The following is a 16,238-nucleotide window of genomic DNA, read 5'->3' as shown; positions in this document are numbered from 1 at the left end:
AGATGAAAAAGAAATTAGTTGTTCTTACCGGGGCAGGAATTAGTGCCGAGAGCGGAATCAAAACATTCCGTGACAGCGATGGTTTATGGGAAGGCCATAACGTAATGGATGTCGCAACTCCCGAAGGCTGGTATAAAAATCCTGCTTTGGTACTTGATTTTTACAACCAAAGACGCCAGCAATTAAAAAATGTACAACCCAATTTTGGGCATCAGATTTTGGCCGAATTGGAAAAAGATTTTGATGTTTACATCATCACCCAAAATGTGGATGATTTGCATGAACGAGCAGGAAGTACAAAAATTACTCATTTGCATGGCGAATTATTAAAAGTACGAAGTTCCAAAAATGAAAATTATATCCTAGATTGGCCCAACGATTTGAATTTTGGTGACGTTGACCAACAAGGAAATCAGCTTCGTCCTCATATAGTATGGTTTGGAGAACAAGTACCCGCTTTGGAAGAAGCGATAGAAATAACAGAACAAGCTGATTATTTTGCAGTAATTGGTACTTCTTTACAAGTTTATCCTGCTGCTGGATTAATAGATTTTACCCGAAAAGAAATTCCAATCTATTATATTGATCCAAAACCCATAAAAATTCCAAATCTTAGAAACCCTCTTCACGTAATCCCGAATATCGCTTCTGATGGTGTTCGTATTTTAAAAGAAAAACTACTCGCTAATCCATAACAATTTTATCAAACGAATTTAACAGCCCCAAATCCAGAATGGTGCTTTTGTTATTTTCGCTTCGAGTATACATCGGCTTAAATTTAGCTCCATAAACCACTTCTTCAAAAGTATAGGAAGTGCGAGTTGCGACCGTGGTACTAAACATATCATCAAAAGTTTTAATAATCACAATGATTTCACCTAAAATCGAATCATAATCAGATGCAGCCAATTCCCACAAAGGACTTTCACTGGTAATCGGATGAACCAAAGTCCAACTCAGCGCCAGCGAATTTATTCTTTGATATTCCAAATCCAAAGTGTAAAATTTATTAGTCATAACTCCATTTTCTTCAATTCGCATTCCAAGAGTCACATTCACTTCGGCATCAATATAGTTGGTGTTTTTATAAGGAGCAAGCCGAAACATTAATGCTTTTCCATCATTAAAAGGAGCAATGATTGCATTATGCGAAAATTTCAAAAAAATAGAAGGCTTACTGAACCTACCAAAAAAAAGACCAGTGGCAATAGCAAAACTCAACAAACCAATTAGTGCTTCTGCCGAAGATAATGCACTAGTGTAAAAACCGGTTGGGCTTATATGTCCATATCCTACTGTGGTAAAGGTCTGTGCACTAAAGAAATAAGCCTGTCCAAATTGTACCCAAACATCGTCTGTAGTTGCAATTCCATTGAGATGCTCAATTCCAATGCCAAAATAGAGTAAAGCAAATACAAAATTAATAGTAACATAAAACAACAACAGAATAGAAAGGAATTTCCAAGAAGACATATCTAGCATGGTATGATACCAACTGATTCTATCCAGAAATCCAATTCCTTTTTTAACCGAATTTACAGAGCCATCTTTATTGATGAACCTCCCTCCATAACTGGATGCACTGCTACCAAATCCTGTATTGACAAGCGATTTGGCTTTTAAATTCAATCGATCAAATAATGCCATAATAAATATCCTATATTATTTCTTTATTATTTTTTTTGTCACAAAGCCTTCATCATTATATAATGTTATAAAATAAACGCCACTAGAATAATTGGTCAAGTCATAATTTTTAATTTCTGAATTTCCTTTTTTTTCATTAATCAAAGTTCCCAAAATGTTGAATACTTTTATTCCAATAATTGGTTTTTTGGATTCAATATTTAAAACATTTGTTACAGGATTTGGATAAACGGATAATGAATTCGAGACTTCAAATGACGAAGTCGATAAAGTTGCATCAGAAATTGCCACCCAGCTTGAAGCCAAATTGTTGTCTAATGCAGTATCTATAAGTTTGAGATAACTTCCATTACCATCTGCTTGTGTCGCCCAAGGAGCAGCATCAAAATATTCAACAGTATCAATTGTGTTTCCAAAACCATCTGCCAATACAATTTTTTGGGAAGAATTCGATAAATTTCTGGTAAATTGCCCAAAAGCGGTTTGATCATATTTTGCATTAAAGCTGGTCATATTGCTTGTAAGATAGATACTTGAGTTGGCCAGAATTTGAGAGTTTGCAGGAAATTGATACGTCAGTCCTAATTCTTTGAAATAGACTCCCGTCAAATCCACCGTTGTGTTTTCCATATTGGTAATTTCAATAAATTCCAAATCATTGCTAATCGGAAAACTTGTTGAAATACTTGGATTATAATTAATTTTAGAAATAACAAGTGCCGGTTTTACTACTGAGTTACATCCTGAAAAAGATCCTAAATTAGTATTCATCCAAGAAATTCTACTCGAAATAAAACTCTTAATACCAATTATTTCTTGGGCATGGTTAGGGATTGTAGACCATCTTTGATTTTCCCTGATGGTAGCTTCACTAATATAATTTACCGTTTGATCAATAAAATTCGAAATTTGTGTCTCATTGAAGGGGTGTCCGGATTGAATTAAATCATTCCATCTTTTTGCCATATAGCATTTATAAGTGGTATTATTGAACAAATCTGTCCAGAATTTTGCGCCTTCATTATCTCCATTAGAAAACTGCCATACGTTTGTTTTGCTTCTATCAAAACCCCATTGAAACAAATCATTGCCATAAGTCAAATTAAAATCCCAAATGGGACCTGCTCTTAATTTCCCACCTTTATCCTTATGATAATAAGTACTGTATTGATAGGCGTCTACGTTTGAAGCCAATTCATTAATTAACATGAAATCAACAAAAGAAGGTACATCAATAACAGATGGGTAACCTGTAATTAAGTTAGGGTCGCTGTCACTTGCAGTAGTTTCTAATTTTAAAAATTGATCATGAATATATGTATTTTGATCCGAAGTAACCGATGCGGGTTTTGGCAATTCGTGAATAAAACTGGCATTTTCATGATAAGAACTCATAGTCCATGCAATTGGATCGCCGCCTGTAGTCTTGTCGGTTTTTGTAATATATCCACCAGTTACATTAGGAAAGGCTATATCCGAAGTTCCTATTTTTAAAACATTAACCCTGCTTGAATTTGATTTTATTTTTTCCTGCAAAAGATACAAACCTGCATAGACGCTATTTATTACAACTTCACAGTAAGCTGTCCTTGATGCATAATCTCCCATGTTATTGGATAAATTATAAGACAAATAATCTCTTATCAAAGATGGGTCAAAAGCAAGTGAATTCAAAATCCAATCGTTCTCACTTGGCATGCCTAATAAACTAACATTATTATTGCTTATATTGTCTGATTTTAGGGTAGTTAGTCCATAAGGTTTTTTAGGAAGCGTCTGTGAGCTAGATCCCCGTATTTCAATATTAATTCTACCATTATAATTTAAGTATGCAGCGCTATTGCTATCGGTCAAATAATTTCTGCTTCCATCTGGATGTTTAATTATTTTCATACTGGCCAGAATTCTGGGATCGTCTAGAATCTCAAGTGGTTGTCCAGTATTTGGATCAGTATCTGTTGTTATAAGGACAATAGGAAGGTTGCTATCTGTAAAAGTCTGAGAATTTGCATTCACTGAAATTATCAAAACAAAAACCAGAAAGATTTTTGAAACCAAATTTGCGTTTAAAAAGTATTTTTTTTTCATTTTTTATTTATTTTCCCAAATATACCAAATAGTTAATAAGAAAAAGTAAAACGACATAGAGAAAACGACGTTTATTTAAGTATAATTCTTTGAATTAGAATAGCCAAAAAAATAGATTGTTTTGAACTAAATAATTGCCTTGTTAATGAAAAAAAATGGAATATTTTATTTTGAAATTTAGAATGAAACTAAAGAAAATTTAAATTATGTTTGTAATCTAAACCTTAACCGCTATGCTATTTTTTCTTACCTATTGGTGGATATTCTTAATCGTTTTATCCTTACTTTTTTACAAATTTGTTTTACGTGTTTTCTTTGGAATGGTAATCGTTCCAGAAAACAAAATCGGATTGGTTACCAAGAAATTTGTTCTTTTTGGCGCTGATAAATCTTTACCAGACGGCAGAATTATCGCTACAAAAGGAGAAGCTGGTTACCAAGCCAAAACCCTTGCTCCAGGATTGTATTGGGCTATGTGGCCTTGGCAATATGGAATTGACATGGCATCCTTTACCATTATACCAGAAGGAAATATAGGATTGTTATTAAGCAAAGATGGTGCCGAAATTCCAACTGGACGCATTCTGGCTCAAAAGGTGAGTTCGGATAATTTTCAGGACGCTACTTTATTCCTTGATAATGGAGGCCAAAAAGGAAGGCAATCTGCTTTTATTACAACAGGATCATACCGTATTAATACGCATTTGTTTGAAGTCGTGATTTCTCCTCAAATTGTAATTTCTGAAAATATGGTAGGGATTGTAACTGCCATGGACGGAGAACCCATTCCGATTGGACAAATTGCCGGTAAATTTGTTGAAGGTCACAATAATTTTCAAGATTTTGATCAATTCCTAAAAAAAGGAGGAAATCGTGGATTACAACCTCAAGTGATGCTTGCAGGATCATATTACATCAACTCTTGGGCGATACAAATCGAACAAACTCCTATGACAGACGTACCTATTGGTTATGTAGGTGTTGTAATTTCTTATATCGGAGAAGACGGACAAGATGTAACCGGAGATACGTTCAAACATGGAAATATAGTTTCAAAAGGACAACGAGGCGTTTGGATGGAACCTTTTGGACCAGGGAAATATGCACTTAATAAATACACTACAAAATTAGAACCCGTCCCTACAACCAACTTGGTTTTGAACTGGGCCGATGCCAGGAGCGAATCACATAATCTAGACCAAAATCTATCTACGATTACGGTTCGTTCCAAAGATGGTTTTCCTTTCAATTTGGATGTGTCTCAAATTATTCACGTTCCTGCCAATGAAGCACCAAAGGTAATTGCCCGCTTTGGAAGCATGAACAACCTAGTTTCTCAAGTTTTGGAACCAACCATCGGAAATTATTTTAGAAACTCTGCTCAAGAAAGTGATGTGATTTCATTTCTTTCCACCAGAAAAGAACGCCAAGAATCGGCCAAAAACCATATCAAAGTCGTATTAGACGAGTACAATGTTAATGCTGTTGATACCTTAATAGGAGACATTGTTCCGCCAGAATCACTGATGAAGACATTAACAGATAGAAAAATTGCCGAAGAAGAGCAAAAAACCTATCAAACTCAAAAAATGGCACAAGAACAACGCCAAGGAATGGAAAAAGAAACTGCCATTGCTGATATGCAAAAAGAAATTGTAAAAGCATCACAAAGTGTTGAAATCGCACAGCGTACTGCTGATGCAACCGTCAAAAAAGCTGAAGGAGATGCTACAAGTTTGAAACTAAATGTAAATGCCGAAGCTGAGGCCACTAAAATGCGTGCCAATGCTGAAGCCGAAGCTACCAAAGCAAGAGCAGGCGCACAAGCCGAAGCAACTAAACTTACTGCAAGTGCCGAAGCCGAAAGAATATCTAAAACAGGTCTTGCCGAAGCAGAGAAGATTATGGCAATTGGTAAGTCAACTGCTGAGGCATACCAACTACAAGTTTCTGCAATGGGTGGTGATAATTTTACAAAATACAAAATAACCGAAGAAATAGGCAAAGGAAAAATCAAAGTGATTCCCGATGTCCTTATTTCTGGCACAAATGGGACAGATGGTTCTATGAGTGGACTACTTGGTTTGAAACTCATGGAAATGATGGACACCGATAAAAGTAAAGAAATACCAAAAAAAGAAAAATAATTTGTGTTTTAAGTATTAAAAAAAATCTATCAAAGTTGGTAGATTTTTTTTTGCATTTTTTTTTGTTGTTAAAGGAGGCTTTAAAAAATATTTATTAGTTTGTACAGTAAAATAACATATATAGAAAAATTTTCATAGGTTTTCTTTCTAAAAACAATTCATTACGAAAAAAAATTACGATTGTTAGAAAAATTTAGAAAAAATTTATGAATAAAAATACAGAAAAATGAAAAAAAAGTTATATTTGTTTCAACCAAAATTATAAATGTCAAACCAAATACCACTAAATCATGAAATTAAAAATATGTTTTATTATTGCTTTTCTATTTGTAACTCCAGTTTTCTTTGCCCAAGAGTCCAGTAGTACTGAAACTACTTCCGAAGTTATTACAAAAGAAACCGTGACGACAACTGCTCCAATTGATTTTAAAAAACAAATGCAAGATTTAAAAGATCAAGAAAAAGCATATTTAGCAAAAATTGAAACTGAAAAAAAAGCACTTGCCGAAGCCAAAGTGGCAGAAGAAAAAGCTGCAAAAGCAAAAGCGGAGGCTGACAAAAAAGCGGCAGAGCAAGCCAAAATAGCTGCGGCAAAAGAAGCTGCAATTGCTGCAAAAGCAAAAGCGGAAGCGGATGCAAAAGGAGCAGCTGAATCTAAGGAAGCTGCAAGAGTAGCAGCCATAGAGGCTAAAGCAAAAGCCGAAGCTGATGCAAAAGCTGCCAAAGAAGCTGCTGTTGCTGCCAAAGCAAAAGCGGAAGCTGATAAAAAAGCAGCAGAAGAAGCTGAAAAAATTTCCAAAGAAAAAATAGCTTCATATGAGAAAGAAGCTGAAAAAGCTAAAGATGCTCAAGAAAAATTATCAAAAGATGTCGAAAAACTCAAAAAAGAAAAAGCTGAAGCAGATGCAAAATTAGCTGAATCAGCAAAAGAAGCTTTGCAAAAATCAACACTATTAGAAGAGCAAATTGCAAAAGCTACAGCTGAAGCTGAGAAAAAAGCAGCAGCTGAAGCTAAAATAGCAGCCGAAAAAGCCGCGAAACAATAAATATCTATCTTTAAATATCTATCTTTACTAAAACAAAACTAAAACCAATTTATTTTGAAAATCCGCTTTAGCGGATTTTTTTTTTGTCCAATAGGACTGCAACTCTAATAAAATCAGACAATCTCTTTTTTAAAAATGTTTATCTTTGTTAAAAATAAATACCATGCAACATATTATAGATCGCTTTATTAGTTATGTAACAATTGATACAGAATCTGATTCGAGTTCAGAATCAACACCAAGCACTCACAAACAATGGGATTTGGCCAACAAACTTGTAGAAGAATTAAAACAAATTGGACTAGAAGATATTACTATCGACGATAAGGCTTATATAATGGCGACATTGCCAAGTAATATAACAGAAGAAGTTCCTACTATTGGTTTTATTTCTCATTTTGACACTTCCCCTGATTTTTGCGGAGCTAATGTAAAACCACAAATAGTTTCCAATTATGATGGCAAGGATATTGTTTTGAATGCAGAACAAAATATCGTCTTATCACCCTCTTATTTCAAAGATTTATTACAGTACAAAGGGCAAACCTTAATCACAACAGATGGTACTACTTTATTGGGAGCTGATGACAAAGCCGGAATTACCGAAATAGTTACAGCTATGGAATTCCTTGTGAATCACCCTGAAATCAAACATGGAAAAATTAGAATAGCATTTACTCCGGACGAAGAAATAGGTCGTGGAGCTCATCATTTTGATGTTGATAAATTTGGAGCCGATTGGGCTTATACAATGGATGGTAGCCAAGTAGGCGAATTAGAATATGAAAATTTTAATGCCGCTGGTGCCAAAATTACTTTCAAAGGAAAAAGTGTGCATCCTGGCTATGCCAAAGGGAAAATGATCAATTCAATGCTTATTGCCAATGAATTTATAAATGAATTGCCAAAAGACGAAACACCTCAAGAAACCAAAGGATACGAAGGTTTTTTTCATGTCCATCACTTAACAGGCAGTATTGAGGAAACAGTTTTGGAATTAATTATTAGAGACCATAATAAATTGAAATTCGAAAAACGCAAAGAACTAATTGCTAAAATCACTAAAAAAATCAATAGACGATTTGCGAAAAAATTTGGGGAAGATATTGTCATTGCCGAAGTAAAGGATCAATATTACAATATGAAAGAGAAGGTGCTTCCTGTAAAACATATTGTTTTTATTGTCGAAAAAGCGATGAGAGAACTCGGAATCCGACCATTAATCAAACCCATTCGTGGCGGTACAGATGGATGTCAATTATCCTACAAGGGCTTGCCTTGTCCTAATATCTTTGCTGGGGGACATAACTTTCACGGAAAATATGAATATGTTCCTGTTGAAAGTATGCAAAAAGCGGTAGAAGTGATTGTGAGAATTGCAGAGTTGACTGCAAAAGGGGACTATTTAAAAATAGGAGAAAATCCGAAGAAAAAATAATTCTATATCCTAAATACATGGATAAAACAAATATTTGGAAAACTGAATTGGATCTTCTGAAGTCGATGATTGCCAAAACCGAATTGGTAGAAACAACCAAGTGGGGCGGACCAGTTTATGTTTTTAATGCTAAAAATGTGATTGGTATTGCAGGCTTCAAACATTTCTTTGCAATATGGTTTTTTAAAGGAGTTCATCTAAAAGACCCAAATAAAAAATTAGTAAATGCCCAAGAAGGAATAACAAAATCAATGCGACAATGGAGATTTACTTCAAAAGAAGAGATCGATGAAGAAACCATTTTGAGTTATATTGCAGAAGCAATTGAAATTGAAAAACAAGGCATAAAATAATTCTAAAATCCCAAAATTTGTTTTTGGGATTTTTTTTTCAAATTGCAAACTTTCACTTCCTGAAGTTTAAAATATTTTGATTCGTTTTGATTTAAAACCAAGAAAAATCCTTAGAATTTTTTTTTAAATTCGCAAAAGCTTAACATTAGGCTGTGTTATTATTCATTATATTTGTTAATATAAATCTAACAATTATTTAACATTGAAGATTTTTTTAAAGAGACCCCATTTCATCTATAGCATTAATAGAACAAATCACATATTAAAATAAATACTATTATGATAGAAAAAAAAGAAGAAAATGTTATTCCTGATGCAACATTATCAGGAACTAATGAGTTGCCAAAAGAGGTAAAACCAGTTGTTACAAAACCTGCTGCTTCAACTGCTGCGATTGTAAAACGTGCTGTAGTAAAGCCTGCTACTCCAAAGCCAGTTGTTGTTAAACCTATGACTGTAAAACCGGCTACTGTAAAATCTGTTTCTACAGCTACAAGAACTAGACCAAGTAGAGCAAAAGTAGCTGTTCCAGCTCCAAAAGCTGAGATGGTTGCCATTGTAAAAGAAGAAATTAAAGTTGAAGAAGGAGTACTAATTCCGAAAGAAAAAAACGGAGATAAGAAAAAGAAAAAAAACAAAGTAAAAATGAGCGAAAAAGAAAAAGAAAAAGCCAAAAAAGCGAAAGCTAAAGAAAAAGCAAAAGCAAAAGCCAAAAAAGCAAAGAAAGCCAAAAAGGATAAAGCCAAAAAAGCAAAGTTAAAAGCTAAAGCTAAAGAGAAAAAAGCTAAAGCAAAAGCAAAAAAATCTAAAAAAGGAAAAAAGAGTAAAAAATAATAAAATCCTTTTTTAAACTAAAAAATCCCAAATTCAAATAAACTGAATTTGGGATTTTTTTATGAGCTAGAATAATTATTTTTTTGCCAATGAAGCACTCATTTCCATAGAAATAGCAGAACGTTCCATTTTTAACTTTCCTGACATTGTTTCAATAACAACTGTAGTATCTGCAAGCTCAGCAATTTTACCGTGAAGTCCACTTTTTGTGATGATTTTGTCACCTACTTTCAATGCGCTTTCGAATTCTTTTTCGTTTTTGGCTCTTTTTTGTTGTGGTCTGATCATAAAGAAATAGATCACTACAAACATTAATAGAAACGGTGCAAATTGAGTTAATTGTCCCATAATTTAAATATTTAGTTTTTGTTTTAAAGAATTATTGTGCGATTCCAGTCCTTGGAATTACATTTGCTGTTATGTTTACTGTTTCAATGCCTGCTTTTGTATTCGATTCAATTGTTACAGTTTTGTTTTGCATTCCGCTTTTTCCTGTTGAATTAAACGAAACCTTAATTTTTTCACTTTCACCAGGTTGAATGGCTCTTTTGGGAAAATCGGGTATGGTACAACCACAAGATCCTGTTGCCTGTGTTATTAACAAGTCCTTATTTCCTGAATTTGTAAATTCGAATTCGGTTTCTACAATATCTCCTTGATTAACTGAGCCAAAATCATATGTTTTTTTTGAAAAAGTTATTTCTGGAAATTTTCCGTCATTCTTTGCAGAGTCAGTATTGTTTTTGCAGGACGATAGTAAAATCGTTACCAAAACTAATAGTATATGTATTGCTTTTTTATTCATTACGAAAAATTACATCAAACCTCTTCCGATTTTGACAATTTTTTTATTTGCCTCAAGTTCTTTTACCAAATTGTCTAAAATTCCGTTGATAAAAATACTGCTTTTTGGTGTAGAGTATTCTTTTGCCAATTCTAAATATTCATTCAATGTTACTTTTACGGGAATTGAAGGGAATTTTAAAAATTCGCAAATTGCCATTTTTAGAATGATAGTGTCAATTTCAGCGATTCTGTCGCTATCCCAATTGGGAGTTTTGTCTACATATTCTTTGGCCAGTTCCGCTTCGTTTAAAACAGTTTTTCTAAATAAATCTTTTACGTAAGCTTTATCTTCGTTGTCTTTGTATAATTTTGGAACTCTAAAGTTGTCATCCTCACCTTGTTTGATGGCTTTTAGTTGTTTGATGATATGGGTATTTACCAACGGGATATCATCAATCCAGGTCAATTTATCATCTTCAATATATTCGTATAATTTTTCGTTAGGAACAATTACATCTGTGAATATATTAATTATGAATTCTTTGTCTTCTTCAAAAGTATTTATTGTATTGCTCATATATTTAGCATACAAATAGCTTTCTTTTATGGCATTAAGCAATAGAATAATATAATCATCGTTTAATGTCCAATTGTTGATGGAACGATTTTCTAAAGCAATACTAAGGGAATTGTTTTCGGCAAGAATTTGAAAAATACTGTTTTTGATGAATTTTTCGTTCGGATTGCGTTCTTCTTTAGTAGCTAAGTGTTTTTGGCTCGACAGGTGTAAAAAAACCGTTTCTTTTTTACAAATTTCTATCAAAGACGATAGCATTATAAGGTATAAATCCTGAATGGCATCAATGCTGTAAAAAAGAAATTTTTCTTCTTTTTCTAGATTGTCAGAACCATTTTGATGCATTGCATAAATAGATTGCATGACTTTAACTCGAATGTGTCTTCTGTTTACCACCTTGTAAGAACTTTTTAAAATTAGTCTGCAAAAATAAGAATTTCATCCCTTAAATGAAAATTATAACCGTTTTATTTGATAAATTTTAATTGCAGTTTTCAGTCGCTGTTGTAGTTTTGTGGTCAACTGAAAATAGAAATCTCAGTTTTCAGCCCAAAGCGGGACTGAAAAACTGAGACTTAAATTTGTATACTTAAAACTATTTCTTACTGTTTTCTATCTTTCTTAAATCAATACGATTTTGTGCAATAGTCAAGGCAGCCTGATGTGTTGTTATTGCATTGGCAACAGCATAGTCAAATATCTCCAATGTTGTATTGTAAATATTTTCGGTTTTACGCATGATTTCTGCTTTGTCATAATGAGCCAATTCAGCATAAACGTTGATGATTCCTCCTGCATTAATCAAGAAATCCGGAGCATAAAGAATTCCTCTTTCTTGCAAAATCAACCCGTGTGTATTTTCGTTTGCCAATTGATTGTTGGCAGCACCTGCAATTACTTTGGCTTTTATTTTGTTTACCGTGTTATCATTAATTGTGGCTCCCATAGCACAAGGTGCATAAATATCGACATCGGCACTGTACAAATCGTCTCCTGTAAATACTTGTGCATTATATTTTGCCGCTACTTGATACAATTTTTCTTCATTGATATCAGCAATAAAAACTTGAGCTCCTTCTTTTGTCAAATATTCAACCAAAGTTTCACCCACATGTCCAATACCTTGAACCAATATTTTTTTGCCTTCTAATTTTTCTGAACCAAATTGTTGTTTAGCAGCCGCTTTCATTCCCATGTAAACTCCAAAAGCTGTAACCGGAGACGGATTACCTGCTCCACCTCTTTCTTCAGAGATTCCCGTAACATAAGGTGTTACGTCTCTCACAAGATCCATGTCGGCAGTTTCCATTCCTACATCTTCAGCCGTAATATATCTTCCGCTTAACGAATGTACAAATTCTCCAAATTTACGCATCAATTCGGGAGTTTTTTGGGTTTTGGCATCACCAATAATAACCGCTTTTCCACCACCAATATTCAATCCTGTAATTGCTGCTTTATAAGTCATCCCTCTGGAAAGACGCAAAACATCATTCAAAGCTTCCCATTCATTGGCATAATTAAACATACGGGTTCCGCCCAATGCAGGCCCCATAACCGAATTATGAATACCAATAATTGCTTTTAATCCTGTATCTTTGTCGTTACAAAAAACAATTTGCTCGTGATCGTTAAAAGACAATTGTCCAAAAACAGGATCCATTTTTTGAAGTTCTTTTCCAGTAGTAACAGTAGCATTCATAGTATTATTTTTTAGTTAAAAATTACGAATTTATTAAAATGATGTCTCAAACATACATAATAAATAAATATACAGCATTAAATTTATCTTAAAATAAATATTCAGCAATTTTTTGCAACAGACAAATTTTTATAACAATTGTTAAAATTTAAACATTAAATAAAAAACAAAAACAATTCAATATCGAATATCTTAAAATATGAAAGAATTACGCTATTTAAATAAATATTTCATTAAGTACAAATACAGTTTTTTACTTGGGATATTTATCACTATAATCGCACAAATATTTTCTTTGTTTACACCAAAGCTGATCAGTAAATCATTTAATGAAATTGAAGCTTTTTCTAAAAGTAAAGCCGTTGATACCAGTATTATAAGTCAGCAGTTAATTTCAAATATTTTACTGATTATAGCTACTACCATCATTGCAGGTTTTTTGACTTTCTTAATGCGTCAAACGTTGATTGTTATGTCGCGCCACATTGAATTTGATTTGAAAAATGAAGTGTTCCGTCAGTACGAAAATCTATCGCAAAATTTCTACAAACAAAATCGTACTGGAGATTTAATGAATCGCATCAGCGAAGATGTGTCTAAAGTAAGAATGTACGTTGGGCCAGCTGTAATGTACACTATCAACACTTTTATTCGTTTTGCTATCGTAATTGGTTATATGTATAATGTATCTCCTCGACTCACTTTATATACAATATTGCCATTGCCTATATTATCGTATTGTATTTTTAAATTGAGTTCTGAAATCAACAAAAGAAGCACCACTTTTCAACAATATTTATCCAAAGTCTCAAGCTATACCCAAGAAGTTTTCTCTGGAATAAGAGTAATAAAAGCCTATTCGTTGGAAGATCAAAATCAGGTTATTATGTCGGATCTGGCCAATGAAAGCAAAAGCAAGAGTCTGAGTTTGGCCAAAGTGCAATCGTTGTTTGGACCATTAATGCTCGCTCTTATTGGAGTGAGTAACTTGATTGTGATTTATTTTGGAGGGTTAATGTACATAGATGGGACTATAAAAAACATTGGTACTATTGCCGAATTCATTTTGTATGTAAACATGCTTACTTGGCCAGTTGCTTCTTTGGGTTGGGTTTCTTCGATGGTTCAGGAAGCTGAGGCCTCCCAAAAAAGGCTCAATGAATTCTTAAAAATCGTACCTGATATAAAAAACAAAAATCTGAGCCACTCGAAAATCGAAGGCAGTATCACTTTTGACAATGTGAGTTATACCTATGAAGATACCCATATAAAAGCATTGCAGAATGTATCTTTCACGGTCCAAAAAGGAGAAACCTTGGCAATATTGGGCAAAACTGGATCAGGAAAATCAACTATTGTTTCTTTGATTTCGAGACTTTATGATGTAACCAGTGGCCAAATTACCATTGATAACAAAGAAATCAGTCAACTCAATTTATTTGACCTGCGTAACAGTATTGGAGTAGTGCCTCAGGATGCGTTTCTCTTTTCGGATAGTATCAAGAATAATATCAAATTTGGAAAAGAAGACGCAACGGATCTGGAAGTGGAAGCTGCTGCGAAAAGTGCTGTAGTGCATGACAATATTGTAGGTTTTAATAAACAATACGATACCATTCTTGGAGAAAGAGGCATCACCTTGTCGGGGGGGCAAAAACAAAGGGTTTCTATTGCGCGTGCCATCATAAAAAATCCACAGATCTTGCTTTTTGATGATTGTTTGTCTGCAGTTGATACTGAAACCGAAGAAGCTATATTAAATAATCTTCACGAAATTTGTAAAAACAAAACTACTATAATCGTAAGTCATCGCGTTTCATCGGCAAAGAATGCTGATAAAATTATTATTCTCGAAGACGGTAAAATTATTCAACAAGGTACTCATAATCAACTGATAAATGAAAAAGGACACTATTCTGCTCTTTATTTGAAGCAACTTTCAGAAAAAGAATTGCTTTAATTGTTGGATAATACATAAATTTTTAAGATTTTTGATTGCTATTAAATAAAAAAATGACGATACGATTATGAGAGAAAATGACATGTTAGAAAAAGAAGAAATATTTTCAAAAGTTTTAAGAGCCGGACGAAGAACTTATTTCTTTGATGTGAGAGCAACCAAGGCAGATGATTATTATATTACCATTACTGAAAGTAAAAAGTTTACCGAAGAAGATGGTTCTTTTCATTTCAAAAAACATAAAATCTATTTGTATAAAGAAGATTTTACCGCTTTTGCAGAAATTTTAGAAGAAATGACTTCCTATGTTTTGAACCACAAAGGCGAAGAAGTTATATCTGAAAGACACCAAAGAGACTTCAAAAAAGAATACGTTTTGGAGAAAACTGACGAAGATATCATCCCGAATGTTTCCAGTTTTACGGATATCGAATTTGATGATATTTAATTATTACAACGATTACTTACTTAAATATAAAAGCCGAAAATATAATGATTTTCGGCTTTTTATATTTAATAGTTTAATTTCTTTTTACAATTCTTTTCTATATGTTTTTCTTCTGCAATGCACCACTGGATTAAAATTTTTCCAAATCAATTGTATTGCTAGATTATCTGCTAATTCTGGTGTCCTGAAACAATTTTCAATTCCTTTTTTGGTAAAGGTTTTGTGGTATTCATTAAAAATGATGGCAGTGACTCCTTTGTTCTGATATTCTGGATGAACTCCAATAAGGTAAAAAACTACATCTTTACTGTTGCGTCTGGCGTTTAATAAATGAAGAAACCCAAAAGGGAATAATTTGCCGTTGGCTTTTTGCAAGGACTTGGAAAAACTAGGCATTACGATGGCAAAAGCAACTAGATTTCCATCTTTGTCTTCTACATATTTTATATATTCCGGATTGATAAAACTGATGTATTTTTTCTTGAAATATTCTTTTTGAATATCTGTTATAGCAACAAATGAGGATAAACTCGCGTAAGATTCGTTAAACAAATCAAACATTTTATCTACATATGGCATAACGTCTTTGGTAGATTTAAAATTAATGGGCTTTAGTTGGTATCTTTTTTTGACTAACTCATTTATTTTTTCGAAAAATTCAGGTTTTGCATTGGCAAATGGGAACTTGTGTTCCAGATATTCTTTCTCTGTTACATATCCAAGTTTTTCAAAATGACTCGCATAATAAGGATAATTGTACCAAGTGATCATAGTACCCAATTCATCAAAACCTTCCGTAAGCACGCCTACTTTGTCTAGATTAGAGAATCCCATGGGGCCTTCTACATATTCGAGATTGTTAGCTTTACCCAACTCATATACTTTTTCGAGTAATGCTTTGGTTACTTCGATATCATCTATAACGTCAAACCAGCCAAAACGGACTTTCTTTTTTTGTTGGTTATTGACTTCATCCCAGTTGATTATAGCAGCGATTCTGCCAACTATTTTTTCGTTTTTTAGAGCTATAAAAAAGAAAGCTTCGGCACTTTCAAAAGCAGGATTTTTGGTTTTGTCAAACGTTTCCAGTTCATCAGCAATAATAGGCGGAACCCAATATGTATTGTCTTTGTATAAAGTGAAAGGGAATTTTATGAATTCGATTAATTCGTTTTTGGACTTGGCTTCTTGTATGGTTATCATTCTGTTCTA

The 16,238-nt window shown here is 33.4% G+C and carries 15 protein-coding genes; 8 read left to right on the top strand and 7 right to left on the bottom strand.

Annotation, left to right across the window (positions count from 1 at the left end):
• Window positions 1–2 precede the first annotated feature (2 nt).
• Window positions 3–695, top strand: coding sequence for an SIR2 family NAD-dependent protein deacylase (locus OLM57_RS17825; protein WP_264565036.1), 693 nt, complete (start codon window positions 3–5; stop codon window positions 693–695).
• On the opposite strand, the gene OLM57_RS17820 is transcribed toward OLM57_RS17825, so the two are convergent.
• A complete protein-coding gene (locus OLM57_RS17820; RefSeq protein WP_264565035.1) occupies window positions 685–1,647 on the bottom strand; it encodes an ion channel in 963 nt (320 codons plus the stop codon). The genes OLM57_RS17825 and OLM57_RS17820 overlap by 11 nt on opposite strands.
• 15 nt (window positions 1,648–1,662) lie before the next feature.
• Window positions 1,663–3,735 (bottom strand): CotH kinase family protein, encoded by a 2,073-nt coding sequence (locus OLM57_RS17815; protein ID WP_264565034.1) that lies wholly within the window; start codon window positions 3,733–3,735, stop codon window positions 1,663–1,665.
• Between the two features lie 233 nt (window positions 3,736–3,968).
• Between OLM57_RS17815 and OLM57_RS17810 the strand changes: the two genes are divergently transcribed.
• The 5 genes from OLM57_RS17810 (at window position 3,969) to OLM57_RS17790 (ending at window position 9,553) form a co-directional block, all read left to right on the top strand.
• Entirely contained in the window at window positions 3,969–5,882 is a 1,914-nt protein-coding gene (locus OLM57_RS17810; protein WP_264565033.1) for an SPFH domain-containing protein, read from the top strand.
• 290 nt (window positions 5,883–6,172) lie between these two features.
• Entirely contained in the window at window positions 6,173–6,928 is a 756-nt protein-coding gene (locus tag OLM57_RS17805) for a hypothetical protein (RefSeq protein ID WP_264565032.1), read from the top strand.
• Between the two features lie 163 nt (window positions 6,929–7,091).
• Window positions 7,092–8,366, top strand: a complete 1,275-nt coding sequence (gene pepT / locus OLM57_RS17800; protein ID WP_264565031.1) for a peptidase T — start codon at window positions 7,092–7,094, stop codon at window positions 8,364–8,366.
• Between the two features lie 17 nt (window positions 8,367–8,383).
• Window positions 8,384–8,719, top strand: coding sequence for a DUF1801 domain-containing protein (locus OLM57_RS17795; RefSeq protein WP_264565030.1), 336 nt, complete (start codon window positions 8,384–8,386; stop codon window positions 8,717–8,719).
• 279 nt (window positions 8,720–8,998) lie between these two features.
• Entirely contained in the window at window positions 8,999–9,553 is a 555-nt protein-coding gene (locus OLM57_RS17790; protein ID WP_264565029.1) for a hypothetical protein, read from the top strand.
• Window positions 9,554–9,628: 75 nt separating this feature from the next.
• Here the strand turns inward: OLM57_RS17790 and yajC are convergent, their stop codons facing one another.
• The 4 genes from yajC to OLM57_RS17770 all read right to left on the bottom strand — a co-directional run bounded on the left by yajC (window position 9,629) and on the right by OLM57_RS17770 (window position 12,618).
• Complete coding sequence (gene yajC, locus OLM57_RS17785; protein ID WP_264565028.1) at window positions 9,629–9,901, bottom strand: preprotein translocase subunit YajC; 273 nt, start codon at window positions 9,899–9,901, stop codon at window positions 9,629–9,631.
• 31 nt (window positions 9,902–9,932) lie between these two features.
• Window positions 9,933–10,358: a DUF1573 domain-containing protein gene (locus OLM57_RS17780; protein ID WP_264565027.1), complete on the bottom strand. Its 426-nt coding sequence runs from the start codon at window positions 10,356–10,358 to the stop codon at window positions 9,933–9,935.
• A gap of 9 nt (window positions 10,359–10,367) precedes the next feature.
• Window positions 10,368–11,279, bottom strand: a complete 912-nt coding sequence (nusB, locus tag OLM57_RS17775) for a transcription antitermination factor NusB (protein ID WP_264566927.1) — start codon at window positions 11,277–11,279, stop codon at window positions 10,368–10,370.
• Between the two features lie 232 nt (window positions 11,280–11,511).
• Window positions 11,512–12,618, bottom strand: coding sequence for a Glu/Leu/Phe/Val dehydrogenase (locus tag OLM57_RS17770; protein ID WP_319800255.1), 1,107 nt, complete (start codon window positions 12,616–12,618; stop codon window positions 11,512–11,514).
• A 199-nt stretch (window positions 12,619–12,817) separates the two neighbouring features.
• Here OLM57_RS17770 and OLM57_RS17765 point away from each other — a divergent pair, with 199 nt between their 5' ends.
• Window positions 12,818–14,578 carry an ABC transporter ATP-binding protein gene (locus OLM57_RS17765; protein ID WP_264565026.1) on the top strand — a complete coding sequence of 587 codons (1,761 nt, stop codon included), beginning with the start codon at window positions 12,818–12,820 and terminating at the stop codon, window positions 14,576–14,578.
• Window positions 14,579–14,645: 67 nt separating this feature from the next.
• Entirely contained in the window at window positions 14,646–15,026 is a 381-nt protein-coding gene (locus tag OLM57_RS17760) for a PUR family DNA/RNA-binding protein (protein ID WP_264565025.1), read from the top strand.
• Window positions 15,027–15,110: 84 nt separating this feature from the next.
• Here the strand turns inward: OLM57_RS17760 and OLM57_RS17755 are convergent, their stop codons facing one another.
• A complete protein-coding gene (locus OLM57_RS17755) occupies window positions 15,111–16,229 on the bottom strand; it encodes a GTP cyclohydrolase (protein ID WP_264565024.1) in 1,119 nt (372 codons plus the stop codon).
• Between the last annotated feature and the right edge of the window lie 9 nt (window positions 16,230–16,238).

Origin of the sequence: Flavobacterium sp. N3904 (genome assembly GCF_025947305.1) — a bacterium.
Lineage (GTDB): Bacteria > Bacteroidota > Bacteroidia > Flavobacteriales > Flavobacteriaceae > Flavobacterium.
This window is presented reverse-complemented; position numbering and strand designations above follow the sequence as displayed.

What these genes read in the sequence shown, in the direction of transcription:
- OLM57_RS17815 (WP_264565034.1), bottom strand. Translation starts at nt 3,735, where the DNA reads ATGAAAAAAAAATACTTTTTAAACGCAAATTTGGTTTCAAAAATCTTT.
- OLM57_RS17810 (WP_264565033.1), top strand. Translation starts at nt 3,969, where the DNA reads ATGCTATTTTTTCTTACCTATTGGTGGATATTCTTAATCGTTTTATCC.
- OLM57_RS17795 (WP_264565030.1), top strand. Translation starts at nt 8,384, where the DNA reads ATGGATAAAACAAATATTTGGAAAACTGAATTGGATCTTCTGAAGTCG.
- pepT (WP_264565031.1), top strand. Translation starts at nt 7,092, where the DNA reads ATGCAACATATTATAGATCGCTTTATTAGTTATGTAACAATTGATACA.
- OLM57_RS17755 (WP_264565024.1), bottom strand. Translation starts at nt 16,229, where the DNA reads ATGATAACCATACAAGAAGCCAAGTCCAAAAACGAATTAATCGAATTC.
- OLM57_RS17780 (WP_264565027.1), bottom strand. Translation starts at nt 10,358, where the DNA reads ATGAATAAAAAAGCAATACATATACTATTAGTTTTGGTAACGATTTTA.
- OLM57_RS17790 (WP_264565029.1), top strand. Translation starts at nt 8,999, where the DNA reads ATGATAGAAAAAAAAGAAGAAAATGTTATTCCTGATGCAACATTATCA.
- OLM57_RS17805 (WP_264565032.1), top strand. Translation starts at nt 6,173, where the DNA reads ATGAAATTAAAAATATGTTTTATTATTGCTTTTCTATTTGTAACTCCA.
- OLM57_RS17820 (WP_264565035.1), bottom strand. Translation starts at nt 1,647, where the DNA reads ATGGCATTATTTGATCGATTGAATTTAAAAGCCAAATCGCTTGTCAAT.
- OLM57_RS17770 (WP_319800255.1), bottom strand. Translation starts at nt 12,618, where the DNA reads ATGAATGCTACTGTTACTACTGGAAAAGAACTTCAAAAAATGGATCCT.
- nusB (WP_264566927.1), bottom strand. Translation starts at nt 11,279, where the DNA reads ATGCAATCTATTTATGCAATGCATCAAAATGGTTCTGACAATCTAGAA.
- OLM57_RS17760 (WP_264565025.1), top strand. Translation starts at nt 14,646, where the DNA reads ATGAGAGAAAATGACATGTTAGAAAAAGAAGAAATATTTTCAAAAGTT.
- yajC (WP_264565028.1), bottom strand. Translation starts at nt 9,901, where the DNA reads ATGGGACAATTAACTCAATTTGCACCGTTTCTATTAATGTTTGTAGTG.
- OLM57_RS17765 (WP_264565026.1), top strand. Translation starts at nt 12,818, where the DNA reads ATGAAAGAATTACGCTATTTAAATAAATATTTCATTAAGTACAAATAC.
- OLM57_RS17825 (WP_264565036.1), top strand. Translation starts at nt 3, where the DNA reads ATGAAAAAGAAATTAGTTGTTCTTACCGGGGCAGGAATTAGTGCCGAG.